This is a genomic window from Pseudomonas koreensis (genome assembly GCF_024169245.1).
Classification (GTDB): Bacteria; Pseudomonadota; Gammaproteobacteria; order Pseudomonadales; family Pseudomonadaceae; genus Aquipseudomonas; species Aquipseudomonas koreensis_F.
On the sequence record NZ_JALJWP010000001.1, the window covers coordinates 5,859,764 to 5,877,584 of the forward strand.

Annotated in this window: 16 protein-coding genes and 1 pseudogene; 13 read left to right on the forward strand and 4 right to left on the reverse strand. The window is 60.9% G+C overall.

Annotated elements, in window-relative coordinates; all coding sequences use genetic code 11:
- Positions 1-217 precede the first annotated feature (217 nt).
- A complete protein-coding gene (locus J2Y90_RS26025) occupies positions 218-673 on the forward strand; it encodes a DUF721 domain-containing protein (RefSeq protein ID WP_253504809.1) in 456 nt (151 codons plus the stop codon).
- 90 nt (positions 674-763) lie between these two features.
- On the opposite strand, the gene J2Y90_RS26030 is transcribed toward J2Y90_RS26025, so the two are convergent.
- Positions 764-2,248 carry a helicase HerA-like domain-containing protein gene (locus tag J2Y90_RS26030; protein WP_253504814.1) on the reverse strand — a complete coding sequence of 495 codons (1,485 nt, stop codon included), beginning with the start codon at positions 2,246-2,248 and terminating at the stop codon, positions 764-766.
- A 186-nt stretch (positions 2,249-2,434) separates the two neighbouring features.
- Between J2Y90_RS26030 and J2Y90_RS26845 the strand changes: the two are divergent.
- From J2Y90_RS26845 to J2Y90_RS26050, 5 genes and pseudogenes are all read left to right on the forward strand, one after another.
- Positions 2,435-3,466, forward strand: a pseudogene (locus J2Y90_RS26845) (HAMP domain-containing protein); the annotation flags it as partial.
- Positions 3,467-3,559: 93 nt separating this feature from the next.
- Positions 3,560-4,324, forward strand: a complete 765-nt coding sequence (locus tag J2Y90_RS26850; RefSeq protein ID WP_425375757.1) for a methyl-accepting chemotaxis protein — start codon at positions 3,560-3,562, stop codon at positions 4,322-4,324.
- A gap of 195 nt (positions 4,325-4,519) precedes the next feature.
- Positions 4,520-5,611 (forward strand): glycosyltransferase family 4 protein, encoded by a 1,092-nt coding sequence (locus tag J2Y90_RS26040; protein ID WP_253505354.1) that lies wholly within the window; start codon positions 4,520-4,522, stop codon positions 5,609-5,611.
- Positions 5,612-5,615: 4 nt separating this feature from the next.
- Positions 5,616-6,374: a DUF2334 domain-containing protein gene (locus tag J2Y90_RS26045; RefSeq protein ID WP_253504819.1), complete on the forward strand. Its 759-nt coding sequence runs from the start codon at positions 5,616-5,618 to the stop codon at positions 6,372-6,374.
- Positions 6,371-7,366, forward strand: a complete 996-nt coding sequence (locus J2Y90_RS26050) for a lysylphosphatidylglycerol synthase transmembrane domain-containing protein (protein WP_253504823.1) — start codon at positions 6,371-6,373, stop codon at positions 7,364-7,366. The genes J2Y90_RS26045 and J2Y90_RS26050 overlap by 4 nt, the downstream gene beginning before the upstream one ends.
- Before the next feature lie 74 nt (positions 7,367-7,440).
- On the opposite strand, the gene J2Y90_RS26055 is transcribed toward J2Y90_RS26050, so the two are convergent.
- Complete coding sequence (locus tag J2Y90_RS26055; RefSeq protein WP_253504826.1) at positions 7,441-7,617, reverse strand: hypothetical protein; 177 nt, start codon at positions 7,615-7,617, stop codon at positions 7,441-7,443.
- Between the two features lie 81 nt (positions 7,618-7,698).
- Complete coding sequence (purU, locus tag J2Y90_RS26060; RefSeq protein ID WP_016773477.1) at positions 7,699-8,547, reverse strand: formyltetrahydrofolate deformylase; 849 nt, start codon at positions 8,545-8,547, stop codon at positions 7,699-7,701.
- Between the two features lie 336 nt (positions 8,548-8,883).
- Between purU and mvaT the strand changes: the two genes are divergently transcribed.
- Positions 8,884-9,261, forward strand: coding sequence for a histone-like nucleoid-structuring protein MvaT (gene mvaT / locus J2Y90_RS26065; protein ID WP_016773476.1), 378 nt, complete (start codon positions 8,884-8,886; stop codon positions 9,259-9,261).
- Between the two features lie 97 nt (positions 9,262-9,358).
- Here mvaT and sbcB read toward each other — a convergent pair whose 3' ends face one another.
- A complete protein-coding gene (gene sbcB / locus J2Y90_RS26070) occupies positions 9,359-10,789 on the reverse strand; it encodes an exodeoxyribonuclease I (protein ID WP_253504828.1) in 1,431 nt (476 codons plus the stop codon).
- A gap of 267 nt (positions 10,790-11,056) precedes the next feature.
- Between sbcB and J2Y90_RS26075 the strand changes: the two genes are divergently transcribed.
- The 6 genes from J2Y90_RS26075 to J2Y90_RS26100 are packed head-to-tail and all read left to right on the forward strand — an operon-like array spanning position 11,057 to position 17,817.
- Positions 11,057-11,773, forward strand: a complete 717-nt coding sequence (locus tag J2Y90_RS26075) for an RDD family protein (RefSeq protein ID WP_253504831.1) — start codon at positions 11,057-11,059, stop codon at positions 11,771-11,773.
- Complete coding sequence (locus J2Y90_RS26080) at positions 11,770-12,747, forward strand: stage II sporulation protein M (protein WP_253504834.1); 978 nt, start codon at positions 11,770-11,772, stop codon at positions 12,745-12,747. The genes J2Y90_RS26075 and J2Y90_RS26080 overlap by 4 nt, the downstream gene beginning before the upstream one ends.
- Positions 12,734-14,272, forward strand: coding sequence for a DUF4129 domain-containing protein (locus tag J2Y90_RS26085; RefSeq protein ID WP_253504837.1), 1,539 nt, complete (start codon positions 12,734-12,736; stop codon positions 14,270-14,272). Before J2Y90_RS26080 ends, J2Y90_RS26085 begins: the two co-directional genes overlap by 14 nt.
- Positions 14,269-15,432 carry a DUF4350 domain-containing protein gene (locus J2Y90_RS26090; RefSeq protein WP_253504840.1) on the forward strand — a complete coding sequence of 388 codons (1,164 nt, stop codon included), beginning with the start codon at positions 14,269-14,271 and terminating at the stop codon, positions 15,430-15,432. The genes J2Y90_RS26085 and J2Y90_RS26090 overlap by 4 nt, the downstream gene beginning before the upstream one ends.
- Positions 15,429-16,430, forward strand: coding sequence for an AAA family ATPase (locus J2Y90_RS26095; RefSeq protein WP_253504843.1), 1,002 nt, complete (start codon positions 15,429-15,431; stop codon positions 16,428-16,430). Before J2Y90_RS26090 ends, J2Y90_RS26095 begins: the two co-directional genes overlap by 4 nt.
- A 58-nt stretch (positions 16,431-16,488) precedes the next feature.
- A complete protein-coding gene (locus J2Y90_RS26100) occupies positions 16,489-17,817 on the forward strand; it encodes a DUF58 domain-containing protein (protein ID WP_253504846.1) in 1,329 nt (442 codons plus the stop codon).
- Positions 17,818-17,821 lie beyond the last annotated feature (4 nt).

Genomic DNA, 17,821 nt, shown 5'->3' on the forward strand with positions numbered 1-17,821 from the left:
CCGGAAACGGTGGTGAGGAAAGTGGCGATGTTCCACGATGCTGGCACTGCGCTTTGACGGGGCTCACTTAAAATAGGGGCGTTTTGCTCAACTTCAACCCGTCGAGGGAAAGAAGTCAGGCGTTGATTTAATGAGCAAAGCAGGGACAAAAGCAATGGGCCAGTGGTTCCACAGCTTTCTGCTAACATGGCGCCTCTGTGACTTCAGGTGTTCGATCATGGCGTTTCGCCCTCTCACGGCCAGAGCCCCCGCCGTTCTGCTACGCGAAGCCAAACCGCTGAAAGCCATCCTCGGCCATGCCCAGCGCCTGGAGCATTTGCAGCGTCTGCTCGAAAGCCAGCTGCAACCGGCCGCCCGTGAACATTGCCGGGTGGCCAAGTGGCGCGAGGGCGAACTGTCGCTGGTGGTCACTGACGGCCATTGGGCGACGCGCCTGCGCTATCAGCAGAAACGCTTGCAACGGCAGCTGCAATTGTTCGAAGAGTTCGCCAGCCTGACCCGGATCAAATTCAGCGTGCGCCCGCCGATCATTCAGCACCGGGCGGTTGGGCACACGATGGATCTGTCGAGCAGTGCGGCGGAGACGATTCAGTCGACGGCCGACGGCATCAGCGACCCGGGATTGCGCGCTGCGCTGGAGCGGTTGGCGGCACATGCCAAGGGTAAAGCCTGAAGCAAAATCAAAAGATCGCAGCCTTCGGCAGCTCCTACAGAATGAATGCATTTCAACTGTAGGAGCTGCCGAAGGCTGCGATCTTTGCTTTTAGCGGCGCTTGCTGCCTCCGAGCAGGGAACCCATCAACCCGCGCACCAACTGCTTGCCGAGATTATTGGCCGCCTGACGCATCGCCGATTTCAGTGCCTGCCCTGCCGCCGTGCCGAGGAATTCGCCCGCGCGATCAGCGAGGCTTGGCTCTTCGGCCTGTTTACCTGCCGGCGTTTCGGCCTCAGGCGCCAGCCCTTTGCGGCCCATCAGAATCTCATAAGCCGATTCCCGATCGATCGGCTTGTCATAGCGGCCCTTGAACGGCGAGCCGGCGATCAGCACGGTGCGTTCGGTTTCGGTCAACGGCCCGATCCGCGATTGCGGCGGCGCCACCAGCACGCGCTGGACCATTTCCGGTGTGCCCTTCTCGGTCAAGGTACCGACCAGCGCCTCGCCAATCCCCAGCTCGGTCAGCACCGACAGGCTGTCGACCGCCGGATTCGGCCGAAAACCGTCCGCCACTGCGCGCAGGGATTTCTGTTCTTTTGCGGTAAACGCACGCAGGCCGTGTTGAATGCGCAACCCCAACTGCGCCAGCACATCGTCCGGCAGATCCGCCGGCGACTGGGTGACGAAGTACACGCCCACGCCTTTGGAACGAATCAAGCGCACCACTTGCTCCAGGCGTTCCTGCAACGCTTTGGGCGTGTCACCGAAGAGCAAGTGCGCCTCGTCGAAAAACAGCGCCAATAGCGGTTTGTCGGCGTCGCCGCGCTCGGGCAATTGCTCGAACAACTCGGCCAACAGCCACAGCAGGAACGTTGCATAGACCTTCGGCGCCTCGTGCACCAGACGACTGGCATCGAGCAGATGGATGCGTCCACGGCCATCCGCGCCCGGTTGCAGAATGTCTTCAAGTTGCAGCGCCGGCTCGCCGAACAGCGCTTCGGCGCCCTGTTGTTCCAGCGTCGCCAAGCGGCGCAGCAGCGCCTGGCTGGAACCGGTGGTCATCAGCGCCGCGTCTTCGCCGAGCAACTGCGGGTTGTCCTTGAGGTGATTGAGCAGCGCTTTCAGATCCTTGAGATCCAGCAGCAACAGCCCTTCGCGATCCGCCACCTTGAACGCCGCGTACAGCGCCGACTGCTGACTGTCGGTCAGCTCGAGCAGGCTGCCGATCAGCAACGGGCCCATTTCGCTCAGGGTGGTGCGCAGCGGATGACCGGATTCACCGTGAATGTCCCACAGCGTGACGGGATAAGCCTGGGGCGTGTGACCGAGCCAGGGCATGCCGGCGATACGCTCGGCCACTTTGCCCTGCGGGTTGCCGGCAGCACCGAGGCCGCACAGGTCGCCCTTGATGTCGGCGGCGAACACCGCCACACCGGCATCGCTGAACGCTTCGGCCAGACGCTGCAAGGTCACCGTCTTGCCGGTGCCGGTGGCGCCGGCGATCAGCCCGTGGCGGTTGGCCAGGCGCATGGCCTGAGCGATAGGTTGCGCGGCCGGATCAGCGCCGATAACGAGTTGCGAGGAGTCAGGCATTTTCTCACCCAATGGTTAATCTTTGATGACACATGGCCGATACATAAAGTGGACAGACCCGTCAGAAAACCGGGTCGGACATTTCCCTAAGGAGAGCCGGAAATATCAGTTTTTCAACCTTGCCCATAGTGCGCGCCTCTATCAAAGCACGCCCAGGACATTAAGACCTTAGCGGAACCCCAAGCCATGAACAAAAACCTGCGCTTCAGCCATAAGATTTTGCTTGCCGCCGCTCTCATCGTCATTGCCGCTTTCGCCTCGTTCACGTTGTACAACGACTGGCTGCAGCGCAATGCGATCCGCGATGATCTGAATAATTACCTCAAGGAAATGGGCGAGGTCACCGCCGGCAATATCCAGACCTGGCTCAGCGGGCGCATCCTGCTGATCGAGAACGCCGCACAAAATATCGCCATCAACCCGGAACCTGCCACGGTCGCCAGCCTGCTGGAACAGAAAAGCCTGACCTCGACGTTCATGGCCACCTACCTGGGCGATGCCACCGGGAATTTCACCATCCGCCCGGACGTGAAGATGCCGGACGGTTTCGATCCGCGCGTACGCCCTTGGTATAAAGGTGCCGAAAGCAGCAGCACGTCGACCCTGACCGAACCCTACATCGATGCGGCCACCGGCCAGTTGATCATTTCCATCGCCACCGCATCGAAGAAGGCCGGGCAGAGCGTTGGCGTGGTCGGCGGCGACCTGAGCCTGCAATCGCTGGTCGATACCCTCGCCGCGCGGGATTTCGACGGCATGGGCTATGTGTTCCTGATCAGTGCCGACGGCAAGATCCTCGTCCACCCGGACAAGGCTCTGGTGATGAAATCGCTCAAAGAAGCCTACCCGCAGGACACCCCGCGCATCAGCAGCGATTTCAGCGAAGTGACGGTGGATGGCAAAACCCGCATCGTCACCTTCGCACCGATCAAAGGCCTGCCATCGGTGAACTGGTACATCGGTCTGTCGATCGATAAAGACCAGGCCTACGCGATGCTCAGCGAATTCCGCACCTCGGCGGTGATAGCGACCATTATTGCCGTGGCAATCATCATTGCCCTGCTCGGCATGCTGATTCGCCTGCTGATCCAGCCGCTGCACGTGATGACCCGCGCCATGGAAGACATCGCCGACGGCGAAGGTGACCTGACCAAACGCCTGAACATCGTCAATAACGATGAATTCGGCATCCTCGGCACCGCATTCAACCGCTTCGTCGAGCGCATTCACGGTTCGATCCGCGAAGTGTCCTCGGCCACCGGCCAGGTCAACGAGGTCGCCCTGCGCGTCGTTGCAGCGTCGAACTCGTCGATGTACAACTCCGATCAACAAGCTTCACGCACCAGCAGCGTCGCCGCCGCGATCAATCAGCTCGGCGCCGCCGCCCAGGAAATTGCCCGCAATGCCGCACAGGCTTCGAATCAGGCCAGCGACGCCCGGGGTCTGGCCGAGGATGGCCAGCAGGTGGTCGAGCGCAGCATCAAGGCGATGAATCAACTGTCGAGCATGCTCAGCGCGTCGAGCACCAATATCGAGTCGCTGAACAGCAAAACCGTCAACATCGGCCAGATTCTCGAAGTGATCACCAGCATTTCCCAGCAGACCAACCTGCTCGCGCTGAACGCGGCGATCGAAGCGGCGCGCGCCGGTGAGGCCGGTCGTGGTTTTGCCGTGGTGGCCGATGAAGTGCGCAACCTCGCGCACCGCACCCAGGAATCGGCGCAGCAGGTGCAAACCATGATCGAGGAGCTGCAGGTCGGCGCCCGGGAATCGGTGAGCACCATGAGCGACAGTCAGCGCCACAGCCAGGACAGCGTGGAGATCGCCAACCTCGCCGGCGAACGCCTGAACAGCGTGACCTTGCGCATTGGCGAGATCGACGGGATGAACCAGTCGGTGGCAACCGCGACCGAAGAACAAACCGCTGTGGTCGAGTCGATCAATGTCGATATCACCGAGATCAATACGCTGAACCAGGAAGGCGTGGAAAACCTGCAGGCGACCTTGCGCGCGTGCTCGGATCTGGAGCAGCAGGCTTCGCGTCTCAAGCAACTGGTGGGCAGCTTCAGGATTTAAGAGCAAAAGATCGCGGCCTTCGGCAGCTCCTACAGGGGAAACGCATTCCAATTGTAGGAGCTGCCGAAGGCTGCGATCTTTTTGCATGTGCCCCGCACCGCGCAATCCCGACCGAACATCTATTCTGGATAACGGTCAACCAAGGGAGAACAACACAGCGGAGGGTTGCTCACCGTGCATATCGCCGACATCACCATGTTCTACGCCCCGGCCAGCGGAGGCGTACGGACTTATCTGGATGCCAAACACCGTCGCCTCGGCGACCGCAACGCCATTCGTCACAGCCTGCTGATCCCCGGCGCACGACTGGGTGAACATGACGGCATTTACACGGTTCCAGCGCCCGCGCTGCCCTTCGGCAAAGGCTATCGCTTCCCGCTGCGCCTGGCGCCATGGCGCAATGTCCTGCAGGATTTGCAGCCGGACCTGATCGAAGTTGGCGATCCCTACCTCACCGCATGGGCGGCGCTGGATGCGCGGCGGCAGCTGGATGTGCCGGTGATCGGCTTTTATCACTCGGATCTGCCGCTGCTGGCGGGTAATCGCATGGGCCATTGGGTCACGCCGAATGTCGAGGCCTACGTCACTCGTCTCTATGGCAATTTCGACCGCGTGCTTGCGCCGAGCCAGGTCATGGCCGACAAGCTCACCGCGCTTGGCGTGCGCAATGTCTATGTACAGCCGCTCGGCGTGGATTTGCATACCTTCCATCCCGACGCCTGCGACCCCGGCCTGCGGGCCGAACTGGGGATTGCCGACGACACCCGCCTGCTGATCTTCGCCGGGCGCGGTTCCAAGGAGAAAAACCTGCCGGTGCTGCTCAAGTGCATGCAACGCCTTGGTCCGCGTTATCACTTGCTGCTGGTCGGCTCGTCGATGCCCGCAGCGGTGCCGGACAACGTCAGTGTCATCGACGAATTTTGCCCGGCGCCAAAAGTCGCGCGGCTGATGGCCAGCGCCGATGCGCTGCTGCATGCCGGTGATCAGGAAACTTTCGGTCTGGTCATCCTTGAAGCCATGGCTTGTGGCATTCCAGTGGTGGCGGTCGCGGCCGGTGCGTTTGAAGAGATCGTCAATGATTCCTGCGGTCTGCTCTGTGCACCGAATAATCCGCAGGCCATGGCCAACGCCGTGCGCGAGCTGTTCAGTCGCGGCTGTGATCGGCTCGGCCGTCAGGCGCGCCAACATGTCGAACGGCATTACGCCTGGGATACCGTAGTCGACAGCCTGCTCAGCCACTACCACGCCGTGCTCGGCCATACGCTGCCACGGGTGGCCAATGGTTGAGCCAATGAAAACGGTTTGTCTGGTGCTGCATGATGTGGCGCCGTCGACCTGGGGTGATTACCAGCCCTTCGTCGAGGCCGTCGATGCCTTGGGCAATGTGCCGATGACGTGGCTGGTGGTGCCGGACTTCCATCGCCACGATGCGCTTGATGCCAACCCGGCATTTCGCCGAGTGCTCGATGCCCGGGTCGCTCGGGGCGATGAACTGGCGCTGCACGGTTATTACCACGACGACCAGGAACCCATGTCGCACAACCCGCGCGACTGGTTCATGCGCCGGGTCTACACCCACGAAGGCGAGTTCTATCGGCTGTCCCGCGAAGTTGCCCTGGGTCGATTGCATGCAGGGCTCGAGCTGTTTCAACGCTACGACTGGCCAGTGCAAGGCTTTGTCGCCCCGGCCTGGCTGATGAGTGACGGCACGCGCCAGGCCCTGCGCGAATTGCCGCTGAGCTACACCAGTGATCCGCAGCATCTTTATCGCTTGCCCGACTTTAGCGCCGTAGATGCACCGGGACTGGTGTGGAGTGCGCGCAGTGCCTGGCGTCGCGGCTTGTCGAAAATCGTCAGCGACCAGCGTGAACAGCGCTGGCGCGACGCATCGGTGATTCGCCTGGGTCTGCATCCCGTCGACATGCGCCATCATTTCTCTCGAGATTATTGGTTACGCACACTGGAACGTCTGCTGGCGGACGGACGCGTGCCGCTGACCAAGATCGACTGGCTCGCCCGACAGCACGGTCAACTGGAACGCGCAGCATGAAGCGCAGCCTGCTGTTGCTGATTGGTCTGCTTGCAGCAGTGCTGATTCCAGTGCTGCTCGGCGGCGGCGAAACCTGGTCGCGTTTGCGCGCTTTCCCGCTGAACTGGCTGTTGATCATGTTTGGCATGATCCTGCTCTGCTGGGGCATCAATACCCTGCGCCTGCGTTTGTTGCTTGGCGACCAGCGTGAAAAGGTCGCACCGTTGAAAAGCCTCGGCGTGGTCATGGCGGCCGAGTTCGCCTACTGCGCTACGCCAGGCGGCAGCGGTGGCCCGTTGACCATCATGGCCTTGCTGGCCCGGTGCGGCGTGCGTCCGGCGCGGGGCAGCGCGGTGTTTGCCATGGATCAGCTTAGCGATCTGCTGTTCTTTCTTTGCGCGCTGAGCGGGATTCTGATTTATGCGCTGTTCCAGCACCTGAGCGACCGCCTCGAGTGGCTACTCACAGTCAGCGCAGTGTCGCTGTTCGGCGGCTTGTGCAGTTGCGTATTGATTGCGCGCTATCACCGAGCGTTGATTCGCCTGAGCGGTCGGGTATTGGCAGGAATGAACGTCACGGCGCGCACTCGCCGCCGCTGGGCGCGCAAGTTGCTGCACTTTCTCGCGGCGTTTACCGATACCTTGAAGTTGCCCTGGCAGACGCTGGTTCAGGTGTTCGCCTTGACTTGTTTGCACTGGCTGCTGCGTTACAGCGTGTTGTATCTGGCTCTGCGCGGGCTCGGTGCCGACTTGCAGTGGGCATGGAGTTTTCTGGTGCAGATGCTCTCGCTGGGCGCCGGCCAGTTCAGTCTGTTACCCGGCGGCGCAGGGGCGGCGGAATTGACTTCTGCTGCGCTGCTCGCACCGATGGTGGGCAAATCCACCGCAGCGGCGGCGATCCTGATCTGGCGAGTGGTGACGTATTACTTCTATCTGCTGGTCGGCGGCCCTGTGTTCGTGTTGATGCTGGGCAAGCCGTTGCTGAAGAAGCTGATGAAAGTGCGCCAAGCCTGAAGATCGCAGCCTTCGGCAGCTCCTACATTGGAACGCGATTCTCTCTGTAGGAGCTGCCGGAGGCTGCGATCTTTTCAGGCATCACCCGTTTCATCGTCCGACTCTGGTTTCACCTGTTCCCAAAGCTCGGCGGCGCCGGGGAATTCGGTGCCGTCCTCAGCGCTCATGTCGTCGGGGTCGTAGCGACTCAGGCAACCTTCGCCGAGGGTGGCGGGCGCTTTTGATGTGGCTTTGTCCAGTGGATCGTTCATGGCTTTTCCTCGGACTCAAATGACAAGGGCCTGAGCGATTCAACGCCCAGGCCCTTGGTTTTTCAAGCATGCAGTGCTCGATCAGAACACAACTGTCTTGTTGCCGTGCACCAGCACACGGTCTTCGAGGTGATAACGCAGGCCGCGGGCCAACACCATCTTCTCGACGTCACGCCCGAAACGCACCATGTCTTCGATGCTGTCGCTGTGGCTGACACGCACCACGTCCTGCTCGATGATCGGGCCGGCGTCCAGCTCTTCGGTCACGTAGTGGCAGGTCGCGCCGATCAGCTTCACCCCACGCAGGGACGCCTGGTGGTAGGGCTTGGCGCCGACAAACGAAGGCAGGAAGCTGTGGTGGATGTTGATGACTTTGTGCGCGTATTCGCGGCACATGTCCGGCGGCAGAATCTGCATGTAGCGCGCCAGCACCACCACTTCGGCGTCGTGCTGTTTGACCAGGCGCGACACTTCGTCGAATGCAGGCTGCTTGTCCTGCGGATTGACCGGCACGTGGTAGTAAGGGATGCCGTGCCACTCGACCATGCTGCGCAGGTCGTCGTGGTTGGAGATCACGCAGGAGATTTCGCAATCCAGTTCGTCGCTGTGCCAGCGGTGCAGCAGGTCGGCCAGGCAGTGGGATTCGCGGCTGGCCATCAGCACTACGCGTTTCTTCTGCTCGGTGTCGGTGATGCGCCAGTCCATCGAGAACTCTTCGGCGATCGGCGCGAACTTCTCGCGCAATTCTTCGATACCGAACGGCAGCGAATCGGCACGAATTTCGTGACGCATGAAGAACCAGCCCACTTGATTGTCAGAGTGGTGGCTCGCTTCGGTGATCCAGCCGTTATGAGAGGCCAGAAAATTACTGACTTTGGCAACGATGCCAACGCGGTCCGGGCAAGATATCACCAGCCGAAAAGTGCGCATGAGGGGGAAACTCCAGAACTTCACAAAGGCCGCCATTCTAGCGACTGTGCAGGAAAACTGCAGTACGCATGCGCGCCGCTCGCAACGAAGCCTGGCGAAACGACTTTCTGACGCGGGTCTTCGTCAAGACCGTGACGCTTTAGCGAGGCTTTTGTCAGACAACTGTAAATATCTGTGCTGACTGCATCACATTATTTAACTGAACATTCAATTGGCGGCTAATTCCTGTAACTCATTTAAATAAAAAGCCGATCTAAATGTTTACTTGATGAAACAGCCTGACTATTATTGCGGCACTGTCCCCTGTCATTCAGCATTCTACAAAAGGTAGTACTCATGTCCTTGATCAACGAATATCGCGCCACCGAAGAAGCCATCAAAGAGCTGCAAGCCCGTCTGAAAAACCTGTCGGAAGACGACAAACTGCAAGCCGAGCTGGAATTCGAAGGCAAACTGCGCACGCTGATGGGTGAATACTCCAAGTCGCTGCGTGACATCATCGCGCTGCTGGATCCGGAAGCCAAATCCAAGGCCCCACGTGGTGGTGCAGTGAAAACTACCGGCACCAAACGTGCACGCAAAGTTAAGCAATACAAAAACCCGCACAACGGTGAAGTCATCGAAACCAAAGGTGGCAACCACAAGACTCTGAAAGAGTGGAAAGCCAAGTGGGGCGGCGACGTGGTTGAAGGCTGGGCTACCCTGCTGGGCTAAGCCGCAACATCTTCGCCGAGCGATCCGCGAACAAAAAAACGCCAGCTTGCGCTGGCGTTTTTTTATGCCCGTCAATTAGTTCCGGGCATGTTCGATTTCACAGATTCAAACGTTTACGTAATGCCTGGACATAGTTCTGCCAGTCATTGAGCACCTCTCTCTGCATTGGCGTCGCACTAAGCGACCATTGCTCGGCTGCCTCGATAAATGCCTGCACGGTATTCGGCGCACCTGCCTCGGGTTGCGTCAGACGTTGGCGACAAAATAATTTCCAGCGTTCCTGCTCGGCAACATCCAGGGTGTCCGGAAAGTTGCGTGCTCGATATCGAAAAAGTAATTCGGGCAAACGTTCATCATCGAAAGGCCACTGCTCTTGCGCTAATTGCGCAGGATCCGCCATTCGAACTTGCTCACATAGACGGCGGTCGCGATCACCGATAAAACCATCGTACAACTGCTGCTCGGGATCTTCGCTGGGTGTGAAATCTTCGCTGGCATAAATCGCCGCGATTTTATCTTTCCAGACTTGTTGTGCGTCAGTTAGTCGCAGTCCCCGCTCCTGATAAAGCGCCATATCCAGCCCAAGGCGTTGCTGATCTTCTGCGCGCAATACCGCCAGCGGCGCTACAACCGGACAACGATTGATGTGAATCAGCTTGAGCGGCACCGGCAACTCACCTTCCTCCAACTCATCGCGGCGGGTATACAGCCGCTGGCGCAGGACTTGCGCGTCCAGGTCCAGCAGCCCCTGTGGATCGAGATGCAAGTCACAGACGATCAAGGCGTTGCGGTTCTTCGGGTGCCAGGCCAGCGGCAACACCACGCCGACATAACTGCGCGCCGCCGAGAAACGCCCGGACACATGCACCAGCGGTTGCAGCAGACGAATCTGATCCAGCACTTTCTGCTTGCTGCGCAACTGGAACAGCCACTCGTAGAGCCTGGGCTGTTTCTCGCGAATCAGCCGCGCCAGTGCGATGGTGGCGCGCACGTCCGACAGCGCCTCGTGGGCATGGCCGTGATCGATATTATTGGCCGCCGTGAGACGCTCGAGCTTGAGGGTCACGCGGCCCTCATCATCCGTCGGCCAGACCAGACCGTCGGGACGCAATGCGTAAGCGGCGCGCACCACATCGATCAGATCCCAGCGACTGTTACCGCCCTGCCATTCCCGGGCATAGGGGTCGAAGAAATTGCGATACAGGCTGTAGCGAGTCATCTCGTCGTCGAAACGCAAGGTGTTGTAACCGGCGCCACAAGTGCCCGGTGCGGCCAGTTGCGCATGCACGCGAGTCATGAAATCAGCTTCGCTCAGGCCCTTTTCGGCGAGCTGGCCGGGGGTGATGCCGGTGATCGCACAGGCCGCCGGATGCGGCAGGATGTCTTCGCTGGGCTGGCAGTAGAGATTGACCGGCTCGTCGATTTCGTTGAGCGCATGGTCAGTACGAATCCCGGCCACTTGCAGCGGACGGTCGTTGCGCGGATTGATGCCAGTGGTTTCGTAGTCGTACCAGAAGATTGAAGTCACGGGCGAATCCTGAACAGAAGATCGGCGAAGTCTAGGCGCTCCAGGGTTGCCACGGCCAGCCTCGTCGCCCTCGAACAGCAATTTCTCCATATTCCTACAGGTGAATCGCATTTTCCCTGTGGGAGCGAGCCTGCTCGCGAAAGCTTTCTGTCTGTTGCAAATGGACTGACTGATCCACCGCATTCGCGAGCAGGCTCGCTCCCACACCCGAGAGGCTGCTAGCATCAGGCGCAATTGCACTCTGAACAGGCGAACATCAGGTAGCCCATGCTCGAGCCCACAGCACCGCCAAGGAAAGCACCGCTGGATACGCGGCATCAGGTCGAAACGCCGGAAGGCATCGACCTGCCCTTGCGCCCCGCCGGGCTGATGGTGCGCGCCGTGGCATTTGGCATCGATCTGGGCATTCGCGGCCTGATTCTGGGCGTGCTGTTTATCGCACTGGCATTTCTCGGCAAGCTCGGTATGGGCCTCGGTTCTTTGCTGCTGTTCGCCATCAGCTGGTGGTACATGGTGCTGTTCGAAGTGCTGCGCCAGGGCCGCTCGCCGGGTAAGCAATGGCTGGGCTTGCGCGTCGTCCATGACGACGGCACGCCGATCGGCTGGTCGGCCTCGCTATTGCGTAACCTGCTGCGTTTTGTCGATCTGCTGCCCTTCGGCTATTTCCTCGGTGCAGTCAGTTGCCTGCAACACCCGAACTTCAAACGCCTCGGCGACATTGCCGCCGGCACACTGGTGGTCTACAGCGAACGCCCGCTCAGTCGCCCGCAATTGCCTGAGGCCGAACCTCGCCGCTGCCCTGTCGCTCTCACGCTCAGCGAACAACGCGCGCTACTCGGTTTCGCCGAGCGTCAGGCCGAGCTATCGCCGGCACGGGTCAATGAGCTGGCAGCGTTGCTGGCGCAGCCGCTGCATATTTCCGCGCCCAAAGCCGTGTCCGAACTCAACGGTATCGCGCGCGGCCTGCTGGGGCCGACCCCATGAAGCAGAGCCTGTTCGAAACCCGCCACAAGGCCGAATGGGAGCGCTTCGCCCTGGCGCTGGAACGCCTCGAACACGGCAAGGACACCTCGCAAGTTGCGGCTTTTCCCAAGGCCTATCGACGTCTTTGCCAACATCTGGCTCTGGCCCAGGAGCGCGGCTACAGCAGTTTTCTGATCGACTCATTGCAGCAGCAGGTATTGCGCGGCCATCAACAGCTGTACCGGCAGCGCAGTCGCCTCGGCGCGCAAATCATCAGTTTCATCCTCGCCGACTTCCCGCGGCTGGTGCGCGAAGAGTGGCGCTTCGTTGCGGTCGCCAGCCTGCTGTTCTTCGCCAGCCTGATCGGTTTCGCCGTGCTGGTTTATCTGTTCCCTGAACTGATCTACAACCTGATCCCGGCCGAACAGGTCCATGAAATGCAAGGCATGTACGACCCCGTCGCCGGCCACCTCGGCCGCTCGGCGGAACGCGCAGCGAGTGAAGACTGGGTGATGTTCGGCTATTACGTGATGCACAACATCGGTATTGCCTTCCAGACCTTCGCCAGCGGTTTGCTGATGGGCGTGGGCAGTGCATTTTTTCTGCTCTACAACGGCATGATCATTGGCACGGTGGCCGGGCACCTCAGCGAAATCGGCTTTGGCCAGACCTTCTGGTCGTTCGTGATCGGCCACGGCGCATTCGAACTGACCGCCATCGCCCTCGCCGGAGCGGCGGGCCTGAAGCTGGGATGGGCGTTGATCGCACCGGGACGCCTGACACGCGGCGAGGCACTGCGCCTGGCCGCGCGAAAAAGCGTGTTGCTGGTGTGCGGGGTGATGCTGTTCCTGCTGATCGCAGCATTCATCGAGGCTTACTGGTCGTCGAAAACCAGCGTCACGCCGCTGACCAAATACGCCGTCGGCGCCGCGCTGTGGCTGGCCGTCGCGGTGTATCTGCTGTTTGCCGGACGGATCCGCCATGCGCCTGAGTGACGCCAGCGTGGTGATTCGCCCGCGCACGACCTGGGAAGCCATGGACCTCGGCGTCCTGATGAGCCAGCAACATCGGCGTCTGCTGATGACCAGCTGGGCCATCGTCACCCTGCCGCTATTCGCCCTGCTCAGCCTGTTGCTGTGGGATTCACCGTCGCTGGCGGTGTTCATTTTCTGGTGGCTGAAACCAGCATATGAACGCCTGCCGTTGTACATCCTCTCCAAAGCACTGTTCGGGGAAACGCCGACGCTCAAGCAGGCATTGCGTGAATGGCCGCGCCTGCTAAGGCCGCAGTTGCTGGCCAGTCTGACCTGGCGACGGCTGAGCCTGAGTCGCAGCTTTGTGCTGCCGGTGACGCAACTCGAAGGCCTCGACGGCGAGGCCAGACAACAACGTCTGCAGGTGCTGCTGCAGCGCAACGGCGGCGCCGCGCAGTGGTTGACGATTATCGGCGTGCATCTGGAAACCGCGCTGTGGATTGGCCTGATGGTGTTGTTTTACATGCTCCTGCCGCAGCAGATCGAAACCGATTGGGACTGGCAGTCGCTGCTGCTCGCGGCCGATCAGGACTGGCGCTGGCTGGAACACCTGACCAACGCGTTTTATGCGCTGATCCTGGTGGTCTGGGAGCCAATCTATGTTGCCTGCGGTTTCAGCCTCTACCTCAACCGGCGCACGCAACTGGAAGCCTGGGACATCGAGCTGGTCTTCCGCCGTTTGCGCCAGCGCTTGAACAACGGCGTGCTCGGTGTGTTGCTCGCCGCGTGCCTGTTGCTGCCGAACCTGCAACCGGTATGGGCGGCTGATACGCCGGACGCGCCACGACTGCTCAATCAGCCGCTGACCAGTCAGGCCTCGCGCGACAGCATTCAGTCGCTGCTCGAACAACCGCCGTTCAAGAATAAAGAGAGCGTCACCCGCTATCGCTTCGGCGATGACCCGGCGAGTCCGGCCAAGGACAAGCAGACAGGTGAGGCACCGCAATGGTTGAAGACCCTGCTCGGCTGGCTCGATGGTCGGCACCTCGATAGCCTCGCCAGCGTGATTGAAGTGCTGCTGTGGGGCGCGTTGATCGCCGCGCTGGGCTGGCTGGGCTGGCGTTATCGCGAATTTCTCCAGGCCTTTGTCAGCCGCCGACCGAACCCGCCATCGCGCAGCAAACGACCGGCGACCCCACAAGTTTTCGGCCTCGATCTGAACCGTGAAACCTTGCCTGATGACATCGCCGCCAGCGCCGAACAGTTGTGGCTGAGCGAACCTCGTGCCGCGCTGGGCCTGCTCTATCGCGGGCTGCTGAGCCATCTGCTGCACGATTTCGATCTGACGCTGAAAGCCGCCGACACCGAGAGCCAGATCCTCGAACGCATCGAACAATTGCAACGCCCGGACCTGCTCGCCTACAGCCGCAACCTCACTGTTCACTGGCAGAACATGGCCTACGGGCACCGGATTCCACCCGCTCATTTGCAAGCGGAATTGTGCGACGGCTGGCGTACGTTGTTTGCCAAAGGTGCTGCGCATTGAACCGGCGCATCGGCTGGTCGCTGGCTGCGCTGGCGCTGTTGCTGCTTGGCGGTCTGAGCCTGTTTCTGTTTCTCAAAGCCCGGCCGTATCAGGAAATCATTGATCACGGCCCCTCGCCCACGGCGCAAGCCAACCCGTATCTGGCAGCAGAAATGTTCCTGCGTGAACGTGGTCTGGCGGTCAATCACGCCGAGACCCTGGCGGTGCTGCCGCAGATTGATCCGCATAGTCACACCTTGCTGTTGTTAGGCGAGCGCGCGCGGATGACGCCGCGAGAAGTCGATCAGGTGTTGAACTGGACTCGCGCCGGCGGGCGCCTGGTGTTTGTCGCCGAGTCGTTGTGGAATGCGCAAACCCGGCAAAGCAACGATCTGCTGCTCGACAAGGTGCAACTGCACCAATCGCTGAGCAAGGACTTGAAAGATCCTCCAGTGGACGTGGAAAAAGACCGCTTCCCGAAACTGACCAAACTGTATCTGGAAGACGAAGACGCACCGGCCTACGCCGGTTTCGACACCGACTTCCACCTCGACGACCCGAACAATGTCGCGCAGGCCTGGGCCAACAGCGCCAAAGCCACGCACATGATGCAACGGGTGTACGGCCTCGGCACGGTCACCGTGGTCACCGACGCCGAGCTGTGGAAAACCCCGGCCATCGGCCAATACGATAACGCCTGGCTGCTCTGGTACCTGAGCGCCGACACCGACGTCACGCTGATTTACAACACGGCGCACGATGGTCTGTGGACGCTGCTATGGCGCTACTTTCCACAGGCCATCGTCGCCCTGCTTGCCTTGATCGGCCTGTGGCTGTGGCACGCTGGCGTACGCCATGGCCCGCTGCAGCTGCCCGCCCCGAGCGGACGTCGGCAATTGCAGGAACACCTGCGCGCCAGTGCCGATTTCCTGCTGCGCCACAACGGCCAGCAGGCGCTGCTGCAAGCCTTGCAACAGGACATCTTGCGCCGCGCCCGCCGTCGCCATCCCGGTTTCGATCAATTGAACGTTGCCGAACAATGGCTGGCGTTGTCGCGCCTGACCCGGCAACCCACCCGCGCCATCAGCCAGGCCCTGAGTCCACGAGCGAAGCAGCGTTTGTCCAGCGCCGAATTCAGCCGGCAGGTCGCTCACCTGCAAACCTTGAGGAACACGCTATGACTGAACAGATCGAGCCCGGCAGTGCCAGCCACGCCGCCCAGCAACGCCAGCGTGCCAGCCAGTTGGCGCAGGCGCTGCGCAACGAATTGAAAAAAGCGCTGATCGGCCAGGATGCGGTGGTCGACGACGTGCTGACCGCGCTGATTGCCGGCGGCCATGTGTTGCTCGAAGGCGTGCCCGGTCTGGGCAAGACCTTGCTGGTGCGGGCACTGGCGCGTTGCTTTGGTGGTGAGTTTGCACGCATCCAGTTCACCCCGGACCTGATGCCCAGCGACGTCACCGGCCACGCCGTGTACGACCTGCAAACCGAACAGTTCAAGCTGCGCAAAGGGCCGCTGTTCACCAATCTGCTGCTGGCCGATGAGATCAACCGCGCCCCGGCGAAAACCCAGGCAGCGCTGCTCGAAGCCATGCAGGAGCGTCAGGTCACGCTCGAAGGTCGCGCCCTGCCGATCGCGCAACCGTTCATGGTGTTGGCCACACAGAATCCGATCGAGCAGGAAGGCACCTATCCGCTGCCGGAAGCCGAACTCGACCGTTTCATGCTCAAGGTGCGCATGGATTATCCCGATGCCGATCAGGAACTGAACATGGTCCGTCAGGTGTGTCGCTCGAGCCGCGCCGACATGCTTGATGTGCAACCGCTGCGAACGGTATTGCAGGCTAGGGACGTGCAAGCCCTGCAAAGGATTGCCAGTGACTTGCCGCTGGACGATCAGGTGCTCGATTACGCCGTGCGCCTGGCGCGCGGCACGCGCACCTGGCCGGGGCTGACCCTGGGCGCCGGCCCCCGTGCCTCGATTGCCCTGGTGCGTTGCGCCCGCGCCCGCGCCTTGTTGCGTGGTGGCGAGTTCGTGATTCCCGACGACATCAAGGGTTGCGCGCTGGCCGTGCTGCGTCATCGCGTGCGCATTGCTCCGGAGCTGGATATCGAGGGTCTGCAGGTCGATCAGGTGCTGCAACAACTGCTCGACCAGATTCCGGCGCCGCGTCTGTGACGATCATGAAAAGATCAAAAGATCGCAGCCTTCGGCGGCTCCCACAGGGAGCGGAGGCATGAAGCCGTCGAAACTGCTGTTGATCTGGCTGGCATTGCTGCTGGCTGTCGGCATTGCGCTGGGCACGTTGCGCGCATTGGAAATCAACATCCCGGCAAGCCTGATGTCGATCAACTGGGGACTGCTGCTGGCGCTGTTGGCCCTGGCCGCGCTCGATGCCCTGCGCCTGCAACGTCTGCCAACACCGCGCATCACCCGGCAGATGCCCGGCAGTCTGGCGCTTGGCCGCTGGGGTGAAGTGCGTCTGGAAGTCGACCATGACTTCAACGAGCCGATCCACATTGAACTGTTCGACCATCCGCCGGAAGGCCTGAGTTTTGAAAACCTGCCGCTGTTGATTGAATTGCAACCCGGCCGGCGCAGCCTGCCCGGTTATCGATTGCGCCCGCTCAAGCGCGGTCATTTCAGCTTTGCTCACTGCGAAGTCAACCTGCCCAGCCCCTTGGGCTTATGGTCAGGCAAACGCCTGCTCAGCGTCAGCGACGAGACCCGCGTCTACCCGGATTTCGCCCGGCTCTACGGCGGTCAGTTGCGCGCTGTGGACAACTGGCTCAGCCAGCTCGGCGTACGCCAGCGGCAACGTCGCGGACAGGGTCAGGAATTCCATCAGTTGCGCGAATTCCGTGAGGGCGACAGCCTGCGTCAGATCGACTGGAAAGCCACCGCCCGTCAACGCACGCCGATTGCCCGCGAGTATCAGGACGAGCGCGACCAGCAAATCACCTTCCTGCTCGACTGCGGCCGACGCATGCGCAGCCAGGACGATGAACTCTCGCATTTCGACCACGCGCTCAATGCCTGCCTCTTGCTCAGTTATGTGGCGTTGCGTCAGGGCGATGCGGTGGGATTGAGTACGTTTGCCGATGATCAACCGCGCCATGTCGTGCCAGTCAAAGGCAGCGGGCAACTGAACATGCTGCTCAACGCGGTTTACGACCTCGACAGCACGCAGCGTCCGGCTGATTACCAGGCCGCCGTCAACCAACTGCTGACGCGACAAAAGCGCCGGGCGCTGGTAGTGCTGGTGACAAACTTGCGCGATGACGATGATCAACTGCTCGGCGCGGTCAAACGCCTGAGCGCGCAACACCGGGTGCTGGTGGCGAGCCTGCGCGAGGAAGCGCTGGATACGTTACGCCAGACGCCAGTGCGAACACTGCCCGAAGCATTGGCCTACTGCGGCACGGTGAATTATTTGAATGAACGGGTAGAACTCCATGAGCAGTTGAATGCTCATGGAGTTGTCGTGATGGATGTTCGGCCCGGGGAGTTCGGGGCCGCGTTGGTGAGCCGCTATCTTGACTGGAAAAAGTCCGCGACGCTCTAGCGCG

Excerpts from the sequence above, each read along its gene's own strand:
- J2Y90_RS26025 (WP_253504809.1), top strand. The coding sequence starts at position 218 with ATGGCGTTTCGCCCTCTCACGGCCAGAGCCCCCGCCGTTCTGCTACGC.
- J2Y90_RS26030 (WP_253504814.1), bottom strand. The coding sequence starts at position 2,248 with ATGCCTGACTCCTCGCAACTCGTTATCGGCGCTGATCCGGCCGCGCAA.
- J2Y90_RS26850 (WP_425375757.1), top strand. The coding sequence starts at position 3,560 with ATGTACAACTCCGATCAACAAGCTTCACGCACCAGCAGCGTCGCCGCC.
- J2Y90_RS26040 (WP_253505354.1), top strand. The coding sequence starts at position 4,520 with ATGTTCTACGCCCCGGCCAGCGGAGGCGTACGGACTTATCTGGATGCC.
- J2Y90_RS26045 (WP_253504819.1), top strand. The coding sequence starts at position 5,616 with ATGAAAACGGTTTGTCTGGTGCTGCATGATGTGGCGCCGTCGACCTGG.
- J2Y90_RS26050 (WP_253504823.1), top strand. The coding sequence starts at position 6,371 with ATGAAGCGCAGCCTGCTGTTGCTGATTGGTCTGCTTGCAGCAGTGCTG.
- J2Y90_RS26055 (WP_253504826.1), bottom strand. The coding sequence starts at position 7,617 with ATGAACGATCCACTGGACAAAGCCACATCAAAAGCGCCCGCCACCCTC.
- purU (WP_016773477.1), bottom strand. The coding sequence starts at position 8,547 with ATGCGCACTTTTCGGCTGGTGATATCTTGCCCGGACCGCGTTGGCATC.
- mvaT (WP_016773476.1), top strand. The coding sequence starts at position 8,884 with ATGTCCTTGATCAACGAATATCGCGCCACCGAAGAAGCCATCAAAGAG.
- J2Y90_RS26075 (WP_253504831.1), top strand. The coding sequence starts at position 11,057 with ATGCTCGAGCCCACAGCACCGCCAAGGAAAGCACCGCTGGATACGCGG.
- J2Y90_RS26080 (WP_253504834.1), top strand. The coding sequence starts at position 11,770 with ATGAAGCAGAGCCTGTTCGAAACCCGCCACAAGGCCGAATGGGAGCGC.
- J2Y90_RS26085 (WP_253504837.1), top strand. The coding sequence starts at position 12,734 with ATGCGCCTGAGTGACGCCAGCGTGGTGATTCGCCCGCGCACGACCTGG.
- J2Y90_RS26095 (WP_253504843.1), top strand. The coding sequence starts at position 15,429 with ATGACTGAACAGATCGAGCCCGGCAGTGCCAGCCACGCCGCCCAGCAA.
- J2Y90_RS26100 (WP_253504846.1), top strand. The coding sequence starts at position 16,489 with ATGAAGCCGTCGAAACTGCTGTTGATCTGGCTGGCATTGCTGCTGGCT.